This window comes from Streptomyces sp. NPDC097640 (assembly GCF_040302705.1).
Classification (GTDB): Bacteria; Actinomycetota; Actinomycetes; order Streptomycetales; family Streptomycetaceae; genus Streptomyces.
The window spans coordinates 227,754-245,106 of record NZ_JBEOSB010000003.1 but is presented as its reverse complement, the minus strand read 5'-3'; the positions used below and the strand labels follow the sequence as shown (position 1 = coordinate 245,106).

The window sequence follows — 17,353 nt, the reverse complement described above, 5'->3', positions numbered from 1 at the left end:
AGCGAGCAGAACAAGGGGGCATCCGCATGGCGTTCGAAGCGGAACGGGACGACCGGCAGCCACTCCAGGTGGCGGTGGTCGAGGACCACGAGATGACCAGACGCGGCCTGGTGGAGGCGCTGAACGACGACCCCAGGCTCACCGTGGTCAGCGAGGTCGACTCGGTCAGAAAGCTGCGCATCAGCGGCGCGGAGTACGACGTGTGCGTGGCCGACCTGATGGGCGTGGCGACGGCCGAGGAGTTCGCCGAACTGGTGCGCCGCTCCGACGTCGTCGTGTGCACCGCCGCCGAGCAGTGGCGCCAGCGGGTGGCCCCCTGGGTGTGCGGGGCGAAGGCGGTGTTCGGCAAGACGGTGGGGCCCGCCGTGCTGGCCAACGCGGTCTGGGACGCCCGCTACCACCCGGACTGGCTCAAGCCCCACCTGGCCGACGCACTGGAGACGGCGGTGCGCGAGTGCGGGCTGACCCTCCCGCCGTATCTCGCCGAGGTGCTGTTCAAGACGGCGCGGGGCGGGCGCGTGCCGTGGATCCTGGAGGAGCTGGGCGTCGAGGAGGACCAGTACCGCAAGGACCTGTCCGAGTTCCGGCAGCAGTGCGTCCAGGCCGGTCTCGGCCAGCTCACCCTGCTGGACGCGCTCTACATGGCCGCGTCGGCCGAACAGTCGCCGCCCCGCGAGCCCGTGGTGTTCTCCGACTGGGCGGCGGGCCTGAGCGAGGGCCAGGTCCGGGTGCTGGAGTGGTACGCGGACGGCTACTCGTACGAGGAGACCGCGGCCGCGCTGAACGTGAAGGTCTCGACTGTCAAGACGCAGATCGACCGGGCGATGACGGCCTGCGGGATCAGCTCGAAGCCCGCCGATGTCCGGATGATGTTCGCGATGTTCGTGTGCTCCCGGCACACCAACCCCGACCTGCTGCTGCGCAGGCTCAACGCGCTGGGCGCGCACCCGCCCCGGAGGCTCACGGCCGAGCGGTGACCGGCCCGGCGGCCCGACCGGCCCGGTGCGGCGCGTCGGATTCCGTCCCATCCGAGCCGGGCTCTGTCGTATCGGAGGACGACAAGGGAGGGCGCGATTACCCGCCCTCCCGGGGGACGAAGAGTGACAGGCGCGGCGAGGAGCATCGAGACAGGCCCCCGCGGGGTGCGGGGGTCCGGGGAGCCGGGGGGAGACACACATGTCCGACGATCAGGCGGTCCGGGGGACGCCGCGCGGGGTGAGGCGCGGGACGACGAGCAGGGCGCCCAGCGGGCTGACGGGCGCGGTGCCGGGCGGGGCCGCGGTCGGGGCGGCGAGCGGGGCGGCGGGCGGGACGGCTGGCGGGTTGATAGGCGCGGCGGCGCAGGGCGACCGGCTGCTGGACACCGCGGACCGGATGCTCCGCCGGATCGTCCGGCTCATGGAGCTGGGCGACCGGGTCGACGAGGCCAGGAGCGGCCTCGTCGCCAAGCGGCTGCCGCGCCACCCGGTCCTCGGCTACTCCGACGTGGTGGCCTTCCTGGTGCGCAACCGCGCCACGGTGCCGGAGGCGGCGGGGGGCGCGGTGCTCCGGCGGCGCAGGGGCCGCGAATACCTCGTCCAGACCTTCTACCTGGACGCCGACGGCACCCCGCTGCACCGCGCCGAGCAGGCCGAGGCGCCGGTCTGGGTCTGCCGGGCCCAGCGCCTGGACGAGGAGCTGGCGGCCGCCTTCGGCGACGCGGACCTGATCGTCTTCCAGGGAGGGGCGTGACCGTGCTGAGTCTGCTGGCGACCGTCCTCCTCGGGCTCGGCGGGCTGGGCGCCGTCGCGGTGGTCTACGTCGTGATCGTGACCATCGAATACCTCGCCGACTGGTTCCGGGCCCGCAGCGAGCGGCTCCAGCTCGACACCGACCTGCGCTGCGTCACCGTCGCGGAGTCCATCCGCGACGGCAAGGTCAGCTACATCCAGGGCGTGTTCGACACCGCGCGCGAGCAGTTCGTGGAGAGCCGCCGCGTCAAGGGCGAGCGGGCCGACGAGCGGGTGCGCGGCGCCCACCGGACCCACCAGGTCGCCGTGTGGGGCTGAGGCGACCGAGAGGAGGACCGCAGTGAAGTGGAACAGCAGGCCCGAGAGCCACCCCGGATGGCCCGGCGGGCCGACGCCGCGCCCCGCCTTCGCGGTCAGCGGCATCCCCGGCGGCACCGACGAGGTCGAGGCGGCCCTGCTGCGCAGCCGGCTGATCGCCGCCGTGGACGCCTTCGGCGGCCACCACGGACCGGAGCCGCTCACCGTCACCGTCACCAACCGGCCCGCGGCCCGGCCACCCGCGAAGGCCGAGCCGATGGCGGCGGACAGCCCCTCGGTGGCGGAGCGCGCGCAGGACTTCACGGCCACCGCCCCGCTGTACACCTTCGACCGGCTGGTGCTCCCCGGCCGGACGATGGAACAACTGCTGCGCGCGATCCACATCGTGGAGCGGCGCCGGACCCTGTTCGACGACTGGGGGCTGCGGACCATCCAGCCGCACCCCAGCTCGGCGGTGAACCTCGAAGGCCCGCCCGGCACCGGCAAGACGATGGCCGCCCACGCCATCGCGGACCGGCTGGGCCGCCCCCTGCTCGCCGCCCGCGCCTCGCAGCTGGAGAGCAAGTACCACGGGGAGGGCCCCAAGAACCTGGACGCGCTCTTCCACGCCGCCGCGGCCCAGGGCGCGGTGCTCTTCCTCGACGAGGCGGACGGGCTGATGTCCGCCCGCTTCGAGACCGCCGGCCACGGCTCCGAGCACGCGGTGAACGCCATGCGCAGCGAACTGCTCACCGCGCTCGACCGGTTCGAGGGCCTCGCGGTGTTCGCCACCAACCTGGTGTCCAGCTACGACACCGCCTTCGACAGCCGCGTCTGGCACGTCCGCTTCCCGCGCCCCGACGAGGCGGCCCGCGCCGCGATCTGGCGCCGCCATCTGCCCGGGACGCTGCCCCAGGCCGGCGACGTCTCCCCGGAGGCGCTCGCCGCGGTCGGCGATGTCACCGGGCGGGACATCCGCCGCGCGGTGATCGACGCGGCGGCGGAGGCGCTGCTGACGGGGCGGGGGCGGGTCGGCCAGGCCGATCTGCTGGACGCGCTGGAACGGGTCAGGGCGAGCCGACCCGAGCGCCCGGCGCCGCCCCCGGCGCCCCCGGGATGACTGCGCACGCCCCCGGCCGGGCAGTGACCATGACGGCGCCCCGCCACCGGGCGTGGCGCGTCGAGGTGCTCGGCGGAAGGAGCGGAAGTTGCGGCGGTTCGAGGGCTATTCGGTCGTACTCACCGGAGCGGGCCGCGGCATCGGCGAGGCCACCGCCCGCCGCTTCGCCGCCGAGGGCGCCCGGGTGCTGATCACCGATCTCGACGGCGAGCGGGCCGCGAAGGCGGCCGCGGCGATACGGGCCGACGGCGCCGAGGCCGAGTCGCTGGCCTGCGACGTCGCCGACCGTACGGCGGTGGAGGCCGCCGTCGCGCACGCCGTGGAGTGCTTCGGCGCGCTCGACGTACTCGTCAACAACGCCCTGTCCTGCACCCCCGACACCCCGCTGTTCGAGGACCAGCCGGACGACGGGTGGCACCAGGACCTCGACATCACCCTCACCGGCGCCTTCCGCTGCGCCCGCGCCGCGCTGCCCCACCTGGCGGCGGCGGGCGGCCGGGGTGCGATCGTCAACGTCGGCTCGGTCAACGGCGAGCAGGACTTCGGCAACCACGCCTACAGCGCCGCCAAGGCGGGCCTGGCCAGCCTCACCCGCACCCTCGCCGGGCACGCCGCCCGCCGCGGCGTCCGCGTCAACCTGGTCGCTCCCGGCACCGTCCGCACCCCCAACTGGGACGGCCGGGAGGATGTCCTCGACCGGGCCGCCCGCGTCTACCCCCTGGGCCGCGTCGGCGAACCCGCGGACATCGCCGCCGCCATCACCTTCCTGGCCTCCACCGACGCCGCCTGGATCACCGGCGTCACCCTCCCCGTCGACGGCGGCCTGCTGACCAGCAACCTGGGCCTGTGGGACGCCTTCAGGGGGGAGTGACGGGGCTGGGCCCTGTCCGGCGGAGCTTTTCCCCACCCCGCCCCTTCCCGAAACTGGGGCTCCGCCCCAGTTTCGGGAAGGGGCGGGGTGGGGGCGAGCCCGCCGCAGGCGTCAAGTTCCGCCGGACAGGGCCTACTTGGCGACACCCAGCGACGCGAAGTCGTAACTGCCCGCATAGATGTGGCTGGTGTAGACGTTGGTCAGCCGGGGGCCGCGCCAGGTGTAGTTCTTCTGGAAGATCAGGGGGACATAGCCGGCGGTGTCGGAGACCTTCCGGTTGATCTCTCGGTAGGTGTCCCTGATCTCCTTGCGGTCCTGCTCGGCGATCGCCTTGTCGAAGAGGCCGTTGATGGATTCGTCATCCAGCTGGGCGAGGTTGACATTGCCCGAGCTCGGGATGAAGCGGCCGTCCACCAGGGGCTGGAGAAATCCCTGGCCGGACGGGAAGTCGGGCAGCCAGCGCCCGAGGATGATGCCGTAGCCCCTCTTCTTGACGGTCGAGGGCGTGCCCACGGCCGTGTAGTAGTTGCTGAGTTCGATCTGCTCGATGGTGATCGTGATCCCGACGGACGACAGCGAGCGCTGGAGCGCCTGGACGGCGGAGATGTTGTCAGCGCTGCCGGCGCGCACCGGGACGGTGGTACGGAAGCCGTTCGGCTTGCCGCAGGCCGCCAGCTCCTTCTTCGCCTTGGCGACATCGGGCCGTCCACCGTTCTCCAGGACGCCGTACGGATCGTCGGTGGGGTTCGCCCCCTCGATGCCCGGCGGGAGCATGTTCGTGGCGATCTCACCGGCGGCGGGGCCGCCGAGGGCTGTCTGCACGGACCGCCGGTCCGTGGCATGGACGATCGCCTTGCGGCAGTGGATGTTGTTCAGCGGCTTGACGGTCCGCGGCATGGCCAGATAGCGGATGCCCCAGGTGTACGGGTCGTCCAGGCGGTCCTTGAGCGTGCCGGTCTGGGCCTTGGCGATGGCCGCCTTGGCGAGCGAGGCCGGTTCGAGGTCCAGGTCGTAGGTGCCCCCGAGGAGCTGCTGGCTCCTGGCGTTGTCGTCCTGGACGATGTCGACCGTGATCCGGTCGGGCAGGGCGGTGCGGATCGGGTCGGAGCTCTGGTTCCATTCCCCGTTGCGGACCAGCTCCAGCGACTTGCCCTGCTTGTACGAGCCGAACTTGTACGGCCCGGAGGAGAACGGCCGCTCCGTGTACTTGACCTTGGTGTCCTTCGCGCTCGGCACGGGCGAACCGGCCGGCATCGCCAGCATCTGCTCGAAGTCGCTGTTCGGCTCGGCCAGATGGAAGACGATGGTCTTCGCGTCAGGGGTTTCGATGGTTTTCAGGCCCCCGTCGTCCTTGTAGGGGCCCTTGTACTTTCCGTCGGGGTCGAGGACCTGCCGGAGATAGCTCGGGCCGCCGGGGAGCACATCGGTGGCCCAGGACCGCTCGATGCCGTACTTGATGTCCTCGGAGGTGAGACTCGAGCCGTCTTCCCAGGTGAGCCCGGAGCGCAGGGTGTAGGTGTACGTCTTGCCGCCGTCGCTCACCTCGGCCTTGCCCGCCGCGAGGTCCGGGACCAGCTCGCCGCCGCCCTTGTCGGGCTTGGGGGCGTAGGTGACCAGCTGGCGGGTGAAGTAGCGGGAGAAGTTCCAGGCGTATCCGTAATAGGTGCGCTGCGGATCCCAGTAGTCGGCGTCATTCCTGCCGACGAACTTCAGCGTGCCGCCCCTGGCCTTCGACGGGTTGACGACGCTCTTGGTCGCGGCGTTGTACTCGGGTTTCGGGAGGGGCTTCGGGGAGCCCGTGGCCGTCGGCGACGGCTTCGCGTCGTCCTTCTTGGAGGAGTCGTCCCCCATCCAGCCGTTCACCAGCGGGATGCCGGCGGCCAGCAGGCCGCCGACGACCACCGCCGCCACCGCGGAGCGCACCAGGATCCGGCGGTTGCCCGGCCTGCCACCGCCGGGGGCCGGGGCGGCCGCCGGGGGCCAGCCGGGCGGTGGCGGGGGCGGGGTGGACGGCGGCGGGGGAGCGCCGGCGGGCGCGTACGACGGGGGCGTCGGGCCGAAGACGGGCTGAGCCGGGGCCGCGTTGCGCGCCAGGGCCAGCCCGCCCGCCATGCCGCGGCGGTCGCGCTTGTGCGGCAGCGGGCGCCCCTTCGCGCCCAGCGCCGCGTACACCTGCCTGTAGACCGTGTCCAGGTCGAGCAGCTCCGGCCCGCCCGGGGCCCCTTCGCCCAGCAGCCTGAGCAGCTCGCCGGTGAAGGCGGTGTGGGTCTCGCCGGGCGGGGCGAACGCGAAGCTGCTGTCGGGAACGGCGGCCAGCAGACAGGCGCCGTCGACCGCCGCGCGCTCCATGACCGCCTCGACGCCGTCGACGTAGCCGGGCGTCTCACCGCTGAGGCAGCAGTCGAGCAGCATCACCCGCCGGCCCGCCGGGCCGTCGGACATGACGTCGCGCAGAGTGCCGTACGGCAGCCCCGTGTAGGACCGCTGCCGCAGCGACCCGGCGAGGCTGAGCACCAGCTCCCCGCGGCGCGGCTCCACCAGGCCGTGGCCCGCGAAGTACACCAGCAGGGTGTCGGTGGCCTCCTCGGCCGCGGCCCGGACGGCGTCCAGGACCTCGACCGCGTCATGGGGGTTCTCGATCACGGTGCAGTGTTCGGTGGCCAGCCCCCAGGACTGCGGGGCGCACAGGGTGGCGGCCAGCGCGCGGAGGTTGTGTGCCACCTGCGGGAGCTGCTCCAGGTGGTCGTAGCGGCTGGTGCCGATGAGCACCGCCCGTGAGGCGGCCGCGGCGGGCAGGAGTGTCACGGCCGCCGCCCCTCTTCCGCTCCGGCGGACGCCTGGGCGGCGCCTGGCCGCCGCGCTCCCCGCACATCACCGCACACGTCAACGTCGATCCGCAACGAGCCCCCCTTGAGTGACGACGGTCTCATATTCTGCCTCAACCCAAGGGAGGCCGGGGTGGCTGGACGGCCGTACCGTCAGTAGTCCCTGACCGCGTAGGAGTTGGCGACGTCCTCGCCCGCCCCGAACTCGTCGGCGAACTCCCGCGCCTCCGCCTCGCCCAGCTCCGCCGCGTCCCGGGCGTCCATCACGGCCTTGTTGGTCAGCGCGAGCTCCTGGTTGGCGGTCACGTACGCGCGCAGCTCCCGCTCGTACGCCGCGAACGCGGCCTCGTGGTCGCCGTCCGCGGCCCTGAGCTCGCCCGCCAGGACGTAGGCGCCGACCAGGGCCATGCTGGTGCCCTGGCCGGACAGGGGCGAGCCGCAGTAGCCCGCGTCGCCGAGCAGCGCCACCCGGCCGAGGGACCAGGAGTCCATGCGGATCTGGGCCATGGAGTCGTAGTGGAAGTCCGGGGCGCCCCACATGTACTCCAGCAGCCGCGGCAGCTCCCACCCGGCCCCCTCGAACTCCCCGGCGATCAGGCGCTTCTGCTCCCGCGGGTCGCGGGCCACGGACTCGGCCGGGGGCTCGTCCCAGTCGAAGCCGACGTGGACGCGGACCTCTTTGTTGCAGCGCACGCTCATCACGAGCGCGCCCCACAGCCTGCCCGGCATCCGGTGGACGATCTGCCAGCGGTCCAGGTCCAGGTAGTTGGGCGCCGTCCACACGGCCGTGGAGGTCCCGAGGTGGTGGAGAAAGTCGTCCTCGGGACCGAAGACCAGCCCGCGGGTGTGGGAGTGCACCCCGTCGGCGCCCACGACCAGGTCGAAGGCGCGCCGTGCCCCGCCGCGGAAGGCGACCCGCACCGCCTCCGCGTCCTGCTCCAGCCGGTCGATGGAGTCGCCGTGGACGTACTCGATCCCGGTGCCGCCCGCGTCGGTGACGATCGCGGCGAGTTCGTCGCGCAGGATCTCGATGTCGGGGCTGTCGAGGTCGCCGCCGCTGAGGGTGCGCTCGGTGGTGCGGAACAGCTCCCGGCCCTCGGCGTCGACCGCCGACATACCGCGCAGTCCGGTGCGGCGGTCGCGGATCCGGTCCAGGACGCCCATGCGGCGGGCCACCTCGAGCGCGGGGCCGCGGACGTCGACCGCGTGCCCGCCGGGACGCGGCCCGGCGGACTGCTCGACGACGGTGACCTCGTACCCGTACCGGTCCAGCCAGTAGGCGAGCGCGGGCCCGGCGATGCCGGCCCCCGAGATCAGCACGCTCTGGCGACGCTTCCCGTGGCGCATGGTGACTCCCATCAGTGGTGATCGGACAGCCCCGATGCTGGTCCGGGCCGCCGACGCACCGCCGACGCGCCACCGACACGCGCCGGACACCAAGGGCAAACGCCGACGCGGCGCCGACACGGGCCCGAAGGCCCTGCCGACGCCGCGTCCGGTCGTCCGTTGTCGTGTCAGCCCGCGCGCAGCACCGAGGCCACGATCGGGCCCGCGGAGTCACCGCCGTGGCCGCCCGCCGGGACCACGGCCGCCGCCGCGAGGTCGCCGCGGTAGGCGGTGAACCAGCCGTTGGGCTCCTTCTGCCCGTCGACCTCGGCCGAGCCGGTCTTGGCGCCGAAGTCACCGCTCATCCCGGACATCGCCTGGGCGGCGGTGCCCGCGGTGGCGGTCAGCTTCATCAGGTTCTTGATCTGCTGCCGGGTGCCCGGCTTCAGGGCGCGGGGGGCCTTGGCCAGGGTCCGGTTGTCCAGCGAGGGGGAGACCAGGTAGGGCTGGCGGAAGGTGCCGCTGGCGACGGTCGCGGAGACCGACGCCATGTTGAGCGGGTTCATCCGCACCCCGCCCTGCCCGATCAGCGAGGCGCCCTTGGAGGCGGCGGTCTGCACCGGCACCGCGCCGTCGAAGGAGGCGATGCCGGTCTGCCAGTTCAGCCCGATGCCGAAGACGTCCCGGGCCTCCTTGGTGAGATCGTCGTCGGCCAGCTTGGGGGCCTGGCTGATGAAGGCCGTGTTGCAGGAGCGGGCGAAGCTCTGCTCGAACGTGCCGCCCTTGATCTCGAACTTCTTGTCGTTCTGGAACTTCCAGCCGCCGTACGAGAAGTACTTCGGGCACGGGTGCGGCTTGCCGTAGCCCGCGAGGCCCTTGTCGATCAGCAGCGCCGAGGTGATGACCTTCATGGTCGAGCCCGGCGCGTACGACCCCTGGAAGGCGGTGTTGAACCCCTGGGCGGGGGAGTTGGCGACCGCGAGCACCTCGCCGGTGCTGGGCTTGACCGCCACCACCGAGGCCTTGGGCCGCTTGTTCACCGCCTGCTCCGCCGTGGCCTGAAGCTTCGCGTCGATCGTCGTGTGGAGCGTGCCGGCCTTGCCCTTGGAGAGCACCTTCAGGGTCTCGTCGGGGGACTTGGAGCCCTTGGCGCGGGAGATCCAGGTCTCCACGCCCGGCGTGCCGCCGGCCTTCTTGCCGTACCGCTCCCGCAGGCCGTCCAGGATCGCCTTGAGCGTCGGGTGGTCGGCGGCCGTCAGCTCGGCGCCGTCCCGGTCCACGGCCTTGATCGGGGGCGTGCCGGCCGGGCCCGTCTTGAGCGCGTCCCCGGCCCCCAGCTTCGGGTGCACCACCGAGGGCTTCCAGTCGACGACCGCCGCGCCGGTGGTGGTGTCGCGGGTCACGGTGAGCGCGGATTCATACGTCCAGGGGACCTGCCGCCCGCCGTAGGAGATCTGGGCGTTGACCGTGAACGGCACCGTACGGTCGGTGCGCTGCCCCGCGGCGAGCGCCACCTTTCCGATGTGGGCCTTGTCACGGTAGGCGGTGAGCGCGGCGGTGGCGGCCTTGTCGTCGTCCGTGAGGGCGGCGGCCTTCGCGGTCTGTCCGGCGGACCAGGCGGCCAGGAAGTCCTCGGCCGTGGTCTTGACCTCGGCCGCGCTGGGCGGGCCGGTCTTCACCTTCTTGACCACCGGCTTCTCGTCCCCGGCCCCGGTGTCCGCGCCCTCCTTCGAACCGGTCGAGCCGCTCTCACCGCTGCCGCAACCGGCGACCCCGACCATGGCGGCGAACACCGCACCGATGACCGCGGCTCTCGCGCCACTCCGCATTGCAGAACCCCCACAGTCCTTCGAAGCCCTCCACCGCTCGATGGCGGGCGTGGTCCGGGGCACTCTACCGGCATCGCGGACGCGGCCCCGGCGCTCGACCAACCCGTCAGATCCAGGTGTCGAGCCAGATCCGGGCCCGCCATTGGTCCATGGGGAGCGTCTGACCTGTGTAGAGGGGGAAGAAGTAGATGAAATTCCAGATGATGAGCAGCACCAGCACACCCGCGCCGACCGTACCGATCACCCGCCGGTTCTCCGTCGCCCCCGGCGGCCCCAGGATCGCGCCGACCATCATCGCCACCGCCAGGCACAGGAACGGCACGAAGACCACGGCGTAGAAGGAGAAGATCGTGCGCTCCTGGTACAGGAACCACGGCAGATAGCCCGCGGCCAGGCCGCACAGGATCGCGCCCGCCCGCCAGTCCCGCCGCAGCGCCCACCGGAACAGCAGATACGCCACCGCGAAGCAGGCCGCCCACCACAGCAGCGGGGTGCCCAGCGCCAGCACCTCGCGGGCGCACTTCTCGGTCGCGTCCTTGGGGCAGCCGGCCTCCCCGGCGGACGGGGACTCGTAGAAGTAGGAGACCGGGCGGGACTGGACCAGCCAGCTCCACGGGTTGGACTGGTAGATGTGCGGGTCGTGCAGGCCCACGTGGAACTCGTAGACCTCGGTCTCGTAGTGCCACAGGCTGCGCAGCGGATTCAGCCAGGACCAGAAGCCCTGGTCGCTGTAGCCGCCGCCGCCCTTCGCCTTCGGCGTCTCGGCCCAGTGCCGGAAGTAGCCGCTGTGGGTCCAGCCGGTCTCGCGGCTGTAGCGGCCGCTGGAGGTGAACCAGCCCCACCAGGTGGCGAGGTAGGTGACCAGCGCCACAGGGACGGTCGCCAGGAAGGCCCACAGGGTGTCCCGGCGCAGCACCGAGCGGAAGGGCTTGCGCGCGCCGGCCGTGCGGCGGGCGCCCATGTCCCACAGGACCGTCATCACACCGAAGGCCGCCAGCACGTACAGGCCGTTCCACTTGGTGCCGGCAGCGAGCCCCAGGCACACCCCGGCCGCGATCCGCCACGGCCGCAGGCCCAGCTTCAGCCGTGCCGCGACGTCCGCGTCGGGGCGGGCGGTGCCGTCGGGGTCGACCGGCAGGGCGGCGGCGAGCCGCGCCCGCGCCTGGTCGCGGTCGATCAGCAGACAGCCGAAGGCGGCCAGCACGAAGAACATGACGACGAGGTCGAGCAGCGCGGTGCGGCTCATCACGAAGTGCAGGCCGTCCACCGCCAGCAGCACGCCCGCCAGGCACCCCAGGAAGGTGGACCGGAACAGCCGCCGTCCGATCCGGCACAGCATGAGCACCGAGGCCGTGCCGAGCAGGGCGACCATGAACCGCCAGCCGAAGGGCGTCAGGCCGAAGAGCTGCTCGCCGACCGCGATGACCCACTTGCCCACCGGTGGGTGGACGACATACCCGGCGGCGTCGCTCAGCGGGATCTGCTGGGGATCCCCGATGATCTTGGCGTTGGCGTTTTTCGGCCAGGTGCCCTCGTAGCCGAGCCGGAGCAGCGCCCAGGCGTCCTTGGCGTAGTACGTCTCGTCGAATATGACCTTGTGCGGGCTGTCGAGGCGCCAGAAGCGCAGCAGCCCGGCGAACAGCGCGACCAGCAGCGGACCGCCCCAGCCGGTCCAGCGGGCGATCCGCGCCGCCGCCGGCGGAGCCGCGCCGAGCGCCTCCCACAGCCGGGTCCCCGGCGGTGCGTACGGGGGCACCAGCCGCTCCCGTACGTCCGACCGCGGACGGCCCGCGTATCCGAAGCGGCGCAGCCGCCGCTGCCAGGCAGGCGGATGCTGGCCGGCGGCTCGGCCCGGCTGGGCGTGGGTCGCGGTGTCACTCGTCACCCGGCCCATCGTAGGGAAGGGGACTGTGGGAGTGGCGAGCCAAGTCGTCCGGCCGGGGACGCGGGGCCTGCCGTCGGGGCCGCGGACGGGGCTGCGGTCGGGGTTCGCCGTCAAGTTTTCCGGGGCCCGGCGGGCGGGCTGCGAGGATGGAACGCGTGACAGGAACGCTGGTACTGGCAGGAACCCCCATCGGCGACACGCGGGACGCGCCCCCGCGGCTGGTCGCCGAGCTCGCGGCCGCCGACGTGGTGGCCGCCGAGGACACCCGGCGGCTGCGCCGCCTCACCCAGGCGCTGGACGTGCAGCCGCGCGGCCGGGTGGTGTCCTACTTCGAGGGCAACGAGGCGGCCCGTACGCCCGAGCTGGTGGAGGCGCTGACGGGCGGCGCGCGGGTGCTGCTGGTCACCGACGCGGGCATGCCGTCCGTCTCCGACCCCGGCTTCCGCCTGGTCGCCGCCGCCGTCGAGCAGGGGATCACGGTCACCGCGGTGCCCGGGCCCTCCGCCGTGCTCACCGCGCTCGCGCTCTCCGGGCTGCCGGTGGACCGCTTCTGCTTCGAGGGCTTTCTGCCGCGCAAGCCGGGCGAGCGGCTGGGGCGGCTGCGCGAGGTCGCGGCCGAGCGCCGCACGCTGGTGTACTTCGAGGCCCCGCACCGCCTGGACGCCACGCTGGCCGCCATGGCCGAGGTGTTCGGCGCGGACCGGCGGGCGGCTGTGTGCCGCGAGCTGACCAAGACCTACGAGGAGGTCAGGCGCGGCCCGCTGAAGGAGCTGGCGGCCTGGGCCGCCGAGGGCGTACGGGGCGAGATCACGGTGGTGGTCGAGGGCGCCCCCGAGGCCGGTCCCGACGAGGCCGATCCGGCCGAGCTGGCCCGCCGGGTCGCGGTCCGCGAGGAGGCCGGGGAGCGCCGCAAGGAGGCCATCGCGGCGGTCGCGCAGGAGGCCGGGGTGCCCAAGCGGGATGTGTTCGACGCCGTCGTGGCGGCAAAGAACGCGGCACGATCGGATCCCGGCGAAGGTAAAGGGAAAGGCTGAAAAGCAAAGGTTAGGCCGGGTGGCAGGGGCTTTGGGGCATCCGGCCGCCAAATCTCATTCAAGAGGTGGAAGGGCAGCTGCGCCCGGGGCTCATAAAGGCGTCCACTAGAGGTGGGACGTCCAGTCCCGGAAGACTTGTCCTGCGGACAAGAGGAGTTGCCATGAGCGAAATTGCGGGTACCTCGAGCGGCGTTCGCCCGATAGCCCACACCACCACCGACACGGCGGACGCGGAGGTCGCCCATGAGGCGTACGCCTTCGCGTGCATGAAGTGCGGGCACGGCTGGGAGCAGTCGTACGACATCGAGCATCACGTGGACGCCGAGGGGAGGGCGTTTGTCGTCTACTTCACCGACGGCCTGCGCGTACGGTCCCCGCTGACCAGCCCCAACTGCCACAACTGCGGCGCCGACCTCGTGCGCATCATGAGGTCGGGCCAGGTGTCGACGGCCCTGCGGAGCCTCGCCGGGGAGCCCCGGCGGCGCGGCCGGCGGGCGGCCGGCGCGGACGGCGAGGCGTCCGACGGAGCGTCGGCCGCGCAGGCCCCACGGGAGGAGCGGCAGCGCCGTGGGCACCACTGGCATCTGTCGGATCTGCTGCACCCGTTCCAGAACCACCGGAAGTAGTTAACAGCCGGTGGTGAGTCCGGTCACACGCATATGAGCCGGACCATATTCGAATGAGCGCCACCGGGGCGCGATTCTCTGGATTCCCCCGGATTTCCGGATTTTCCAGGCTCCCCCGAGCATTCATAGAATCGCGCTCATGGCGCAGAACACAACGACCCCCGGCGACAACAGCACCAAGAGCAGTGCACAAAGCACGCAAAAGGAAAAGGACGCCCCGCCGCCGCTCCCCGAGCCGCTGCGGGTGCCGGTCGCCGATTCGCACACCCACCTGGACATGCAGTCCGGCACCGTCGAGGAGGCGCTGGCCAAGGCCGCCTCGGTCGGCGTGACCACCCTCATCCAGGTGGGCTGCGACCTCGCCGGGTCGCGCTGGGCGGCGGCGACGGCCGAGGCCCACGAGAACGTATGGGCCACCGTCGCCCTGCACCCCAACGAGGCGCCGCGCATCGTCCACGGGGACCCGGATGGCTGGTCCCGGCAGGGCGCGCGGGAGCCCGGCGGCGAGGCGGCCCTGGACGCCGCCCTCGAGGAGATCGCGGCCCTCGCCGCGCTGCCGCAGGTGCGGGGCGTCGGCGAGACCGGCCTCGACTACTTCCGCACCGGCCCCGAGGGCATCGCCGCCCAGGAACGGTCGTTCCGTGGTCACATCGCCATCGCCAAGCGGTCCGGCAAGGCGCTGGTCATCCACGACCGGGAGGCGCACGAGGACGTGCTGCGGGTGCTGGCCGAGGAGGGCCCGCCCGAGACCGTCGTCTTCCACTGCTACTCCGGCGACGCCGCCATGGCGAAGATCTGCGCGGCCCACGGCTACTACATGTCCTTCGCGGGCAACGTCACCTTCAAGAACGCCACCCCGCTGCGCGAGGCCCTCGCCGTCGCCCCGCTCGACCTGCTGCTGGTGGAGACCGACGCGCCCTTCCTCACCCCGGCCCCGTACCGCGGACGGCCTAACGCCCCGTACCTCATTCCGCTCACCCTGCGGGCCATGGCGGAGGTCAAGGGCGTCCCCGAGGACACCCTCGCGGCCGCCGTCGCGGCCAATACCGCGCGGGTTTTCGGCTATCGCGCGCCGGTTTCCGGGGCCGGCGAGCCCGGGGAAGGGTGTCACGTACAGTAATCGTACCGCTTTGGAGAGTCGTCGCGGCTCCGCTACAGTCCCGGAACTCATGCCCTGACCAGTGGACTTGTGGAGTGTTTCCGGAGTGTTGTCGTGAGCCGTCGTACGCAGGGCCGCCGCCGGGCCGCGGCCGGCCACCGCGGCGCGGGCGGCCGGGCCGCCGCCCGCCGGGCCGGGCGCCGCAGGCAGCGGGCCGCCCGGCCCGAGCAGCTGCGTCGGCTGCTGCCCCAGGCGCTGGTCGTCGCCGCGCTGGCGGGCGGCACCTCCGCCTTCGTGGCCCAGGACAAGGCGGTACGGCTCAGCGTCGACGGCCGCCCCCGCACCCTGCACACCTACGCCGAGGACGTCGAGGAGCTGCTCGCCGACGAGGGCGTGGAGATCGGCGCCCACGACCTCGTCGCCCCCGAGCCCGGACAGGACCTCGTCAGCGGCGACCGGATCGCCGTCCGCTACGGCCGCCCGGTCACCCTCACCCTCGACGGCGAGCGCCGCCGGGTGTGGACCACGGCCGGCACCGTGGACGGCGCGCTGCGCCAGCTCGGGGTGCGCGCCGAGGGCGCCTACCTGTCGGCGTCGCGCTCCGCCGCGATCTCGCGGCGCGGCCTGGACCTGGACGTACGGACCGAACGCACCGTCACCTTCATGGCCGACGGGCGCGAGCACACCGTCCGCACCAACGCGGCCACCGTCGCAGACGCCCTCGCGGAGACCGCGATCACCCTCCGCGGCCAGGACACCACCTCCGTGGCCCTGGAGAGCTTTCCGCGCGACGGCCAGACCGTCTCGGTCATGCGGATCAGCGGCCGCGAGGAGGTACGCGAGCGGGACATCCCCTTCCCGACCCTCCGGCGCGCGGACCCCACCGTCCTCCAGGGCGCCGAGCTGGTGGCCGTCGCGGGCGAGCCCGGCCTCGAGCGGACCACCTACCTGGTGCGCACCGTCAACGGGGTCCGGCAGCGGCCCCGGAAGCTGAAGACCCGCGTGGTGCGGGAGCCCGTGGCGCGCGTCGTCCGCGTCGGCACCAAGCCCCGGCTGCCGCAGTCGGTGGCCGGCGCGGAGGGGCTGAACTGGCAGGCCATGGCGCGCTGCGAGTCCGGCGGCCGGGCGGACGCGGTCGACGGCACGGGCCGCTACGGCGGGCTCTACCAGCTCGACCAGGGCACCTGGCACGACCTGGGCGGGCAGGGGAGCCCGCAGAACGCGCCCGCGGACGAACAGACCTACCGCGCGAAGAAGCTGTACGTCCAGCGGGGCGCGAGCCCCTGGCCGCAGTGCGGCCAGCGGCTGAACCAATAGCCCCCGCCAGGGGCCGTAAGCTTCACCGGTGAGCTCCACCCACTCCGACGTCCTGCTCGGCCCCGCCGACATCCGCGAACTGGCCGCCCGGCTCGGCGTGCGCCCCACCAAACAGCGCGGCCAGAACTTCGTCATCGACGCCAACACCGTCCGCCGGATCATCCGGACCGCCGACGTCCGGCCCGACGACGTGGTCGTCGAGGTCGGCCCCGGGCTCGGCTCGCTGACCCTGGCCCTGCTGGAGGCCGTGGACCGGGTCACGGCCGTCGAGATCGACGACGTCCTCGCGGCCGCGCTCCCCGCGACCGTCCAGGCCCGGCTGCCCGGCCGCGCGGACCGCTTCGCGCTCGTCCACTCCGACGCCCTGCGCATCACGGAGCTGCCCGGCCCCGCGCCCACCGCGCTGGTCGCCAACCTCCCGTACAACGTCGCGGTCCCGGTGCTGCTGCACATGCTCGACCGCTTCCCCACCATCGAGCGGACCCTCGTCATGGTCCAGGCGGAGGTCGCCGACCGGCTCGCGGCGGCGCCCGGCTCCAAGGTGTACGGCGTGCCGTCGGTCAAGGCCGCCTGGTACGCGGACGTCAGGCGCGCCGGGGCGATCGGCCGCAACGTCTTCTGGCCCGCGCCGAACGTCGACTCCGGCCTAGTCTCCCTCGTCCGCCGCCCCGCGCCGCGCACCACCGCCACCAAGGAGCAGGTCTTCGCGGTGATCGACGCGGCCTTCGCGCAGCGCCGCAAGACGCTCCGGGCGGCCCTCGCGGGCTGGGCCGGCTCCGCGGTGGCGGCCGAGGCCGCCCTCACATCGGCCGGCGTCTCCCCCCAGGCCCGGGGCGAGGCCCTCACGGTCGAGCAGTTCGCGGCGATCGCGGAGCAGCGCCCGACGACGGCGTAATCCCCCCACCCCGCCCCTCCCCGAATCCGGAGCTGCGCCCCGGACCCCGATCCCGGGCCTGCGCCCCGGACCCCGCTGTCGGGGCTGCGCCCCGGACCCGCTCGGTGATTTCCCCCACCCCGCCCCTTCCCGAATCCGAGGCTGCGCCCCGGACCCCGCTGCGGGGGCCGTGCCCCGGCCGGCGCACGGGGTGGTGCACCCAGCCCGGCGAGCCCCCCGGCCCCGCCGGCGGCTGCGCCCGGGCTCTTGCTGGGCCCCGGGGCCTTGCTCTCCGCGGGGCGGTGCCCCGGCCAGGCGCCGCGGCCCCTGCCGGGCCCCCGGCCCGGCGCCCGGCGTTGGGCCCCACTCGCGCCAGGGGGCTGTGCCCCGAGCACTGCGGGCTGCGTCCCGGCCCCGCAGGGGGCCGGGCCACGCCCCCGCCGGGCCACGCCCCCGCCGGGCCACGCCCCCGCCGGGCCACGCCCCCGCCGGGCCACGCCCCCGCCGGGCCACGCCCCCG

At 73.4% G+C, this 17,353-nt stretch carries 14 protein-coding genes; 10 read left to right on the top strand and 4 right to left on the bottom strand.

Annotated features, from left to right (window positions below; genetic code table 11):
* The first annotated feature begins 26 nt into the window (after positions 1 to 26).
* The 5 genes from ABTY62_RS05505 (at position 27) to ABTY62_RS05485 (ending at position 4,018) form a co-directional block, all read left to right on the top strand.
* A complete protein-coding gene (locus ABTY62_RS05505) occupies positions 27 to 977 on the top strand; it encodes a response regulator transcription factor (protein WP_352128064.1) in 951 nt (316 codons plus the stop codon).
* 199 nt (positions 978 to 1,176) lie between these two features.
* Positions 1,177 to 1,731, top strand: a complete 555-nt coding sequence (locus tag ABTY62_RS05500) for a hypothetical protein (RefSeq protein ID WP_352128063.1) — start codon at positions 1,177 to 1,179, stop codon at positions 1,729 to 1,731.
* Entirely contained in the window at positions 1,728 to 2,048 is a 321-nt protein-coding gene (locus ABTY62_RS05495) for a hypothetical protein (RefSeq protein ID WP_311726364.1), read from the top strand. The genes ABTY62_RS05500 and ABTY62_RS05495 overlap by 4 nt, the downstream gene beginning before the upstream one ends.
* Positions 2,049 to 2,070: 22 nt before the next feature.
* Positions 2,071 to 3,147, top strand: coding sequence for an ATP-binding protein (locus ABTY62_RS05490; protein ID WP_352128062.1), 1,077 nt, complete (start codon positions 2,071 to 2,073; stop codon positions 3,145 to 3,147).
* 88 nt (positions 3,148 to 3,235) lie between these two features.
* On the top strand, positions 3,236 to 4,018 hold the full coding sequence (locus ABTY62_RS05485; RefSeq protein WP_352128060.1) for an SDR family NAD(P)-dependent oxidoreductase: 783 nt from the start codon (positions 3,236 to 3,238) through the stop codon (positions 4,016 to 4,018).
* A 132-nt stretch (positions 4,019 to 4,150) separates the two neighbouring features.
* Here ABTY62_RS05485 and ABTY62_RS05480 read toward each other — a convergent pair whose 3' ends face one another.
* The 4 genes from ABTY62_RS05480 to ABTY62_RS05465 form a co-directional block, all read right to left on the bottom strand.
* Positions 4,151 to 6,823, bottom strand: a complete 2,673-nt coding sequence (locus ABTY62_RS05480; RefSeq protein WP_352128059.1) for a caspase, EACC1-associated type — start codon at positions 6,821 to 6,823, stop codon at positions 4,151 to 4,153.
* Between the two features lie 173 nt (positions 6,824 to 6,996).
* On the bottom strand, positions 6,997 to 8,190 hold the full coding sequence (locus tag ABTY62_RS05475) for an FAD-dependent monooxygenase (protein WP_352128058.1): 1,194 nt from the start codon (positions 8,188 to 8,190) through the stop codon (positions 6,997 to 6,999).
* Positions 8,191 to 8,357: 167 nt separating this feature from the next.
* A complete protein-coding gene (locus ABTY62_RS05470) occupies positions 8,358 to 9,998 on the bottom strand; it encodes a penicillin-binding transpeptidase domain-containing protein (RefSeq protein ID WP_352128057.1) in 1,641 nt (546 codons plus the stop codon).
* A gap of 106 nt (positions 9,999 to 10,104) precedes the next feature.
* Positions 10,105 to 11,892: a dolichyl-phosphate-mannose--protein mannosyltransferase gene (locus ABTY62_RS05465; protein WP_352128056.1), complete on the bottom strand. Its 1,788-nt coding sequence runs from the start codon at positions 11,890 to 11,892 to the stop codon at positions 10,105 to 10,107.
* 146 nt (positions 11,893 to 12,038) lie between these two features.
* Here ABTY62_RS05465 and rsmI point away from each other — a divergent pair, with 146 nt between their 5' ends.
* The 5 genes from rsmI to rsmA all read left to right on the top strand — a co-directional run bounded on the left by rsmI (position 12,039) and on the right by rsmA (position 16,854).
* Positions 12,039 to 12,917, top strand: coding sequence for a 16S rRNA (cytidine(1402)-2'-O)-methyltransferase (rsmI, locus tag ABTY62_RS05460; RefSeq protein ID WP_352128055.1), 879 nt, complete (start codon positions 12,039 to 12,041; stop codon positions 12,915 to 12,917).
* Between the two features lie 161 nt (positions 12,918 to 13,078).
* A complete protein-coding gene (locus ABTY62_RS05455) occupies positions 13,079 to 13,543 on the top strand; it encodes a hypothetical protein (RefSeq protein WP_352128054.1) in 465 nt (154 codons plus the stop codon).
* A gap of 139 nt (positions 13,544 to 13,682) precedes the next feature.
* The gene (locus ABTY62_RS05450; protein ID WP_352128053.1) at positions 13,683 to 14,663 is read left to right on the top strand and encodes a TatD family hydrolase; all 981 of its coding nucleotides are present in this window, start codon (positions 13,683 to 13,685) and stop codon (positions 14,661 to 14,663) included.
* A 93-nt stretch (positions 14,664 to 14,756) separates the two neighbouring features.
* Entirely contained in the window at positions 14,757 to 15,959 is a 1,203-nt protein-coding gene (locus ABTY62_RS05445) for a resuscitation-promoting factor (protein ID WP_352128052.1), read from the top strand.
* Positions 15,960 to 15,987: 28 nt separating this feature from the next.
* The gene (gene rsmA, locus ABTY62_RS05440) at positions 15,988 to 16,854 is read left to right on the top strand and encodes a 16S rRNA (adenine(1518)-N(6)/adenine(1519)-N(6))-dimethyltransferase RsmA (protein ID WP_352128051.1); all 867 of its coding nucleotides are present in this window, start codon (positions 15,988 to 15,990) and stop codon (positions 16,852 to 16,854) included.
* Positions 16,855 to 17,353 lie beyond the last annotated feature (499 nt).

Coding starts and splice junctions, on each gene's coding strand:
- ABTY62_RS05475 (WP_352128058.1), bottom strand. CDS start 8,190: ATGCGCCACGGGAAGCGTCGCCAGAGCGTGCTGATCTCGGGGGCCGGC.
- ABTY62_RS05505 (WP_352128064.1), top strand. CDS start 27: ATGGCGTTCGAAGCGGAACGGGACGACCGGCAGCCACTCCAGGTGGCG.
- ABTY62_RS05465 (WP_352128056.1), bottom strand. CDS start 11,892: ATGGGCCGGGTGACGAGTGACACCGCGACCCACGCCCAGCCGGGCCGA.
- ABTY62_RS05450 (WP_352128053.1), top strand. CDS start 13,683: ATGGCGCAGAACACAACGACCCCCGGCGACAACAGCACCAAGAGCAGT.
- ABTY62_RS05470 (WP_352128057.1), bottom strand. CDS start 9,998: ATGCGGAGTGGCGCGAGAGCCGCGGTCATCGGTGCGGTGTTCGCCGCC.
- ABTY62_RS05500 (WP_352128063.1), top strand. CDS start 1,177: ATGTCCGACGATCAGGCGGTCCGGGGGACGCCGCGCGGGGTGAGGCGC.
- ABTY62_RS05455 (WP_352128054.1), top strand. CDS start 13,079: ATGAGCGAAATTGCGGGTACCTCGAGCGGCGTTCGCCCGATAGCCCAC.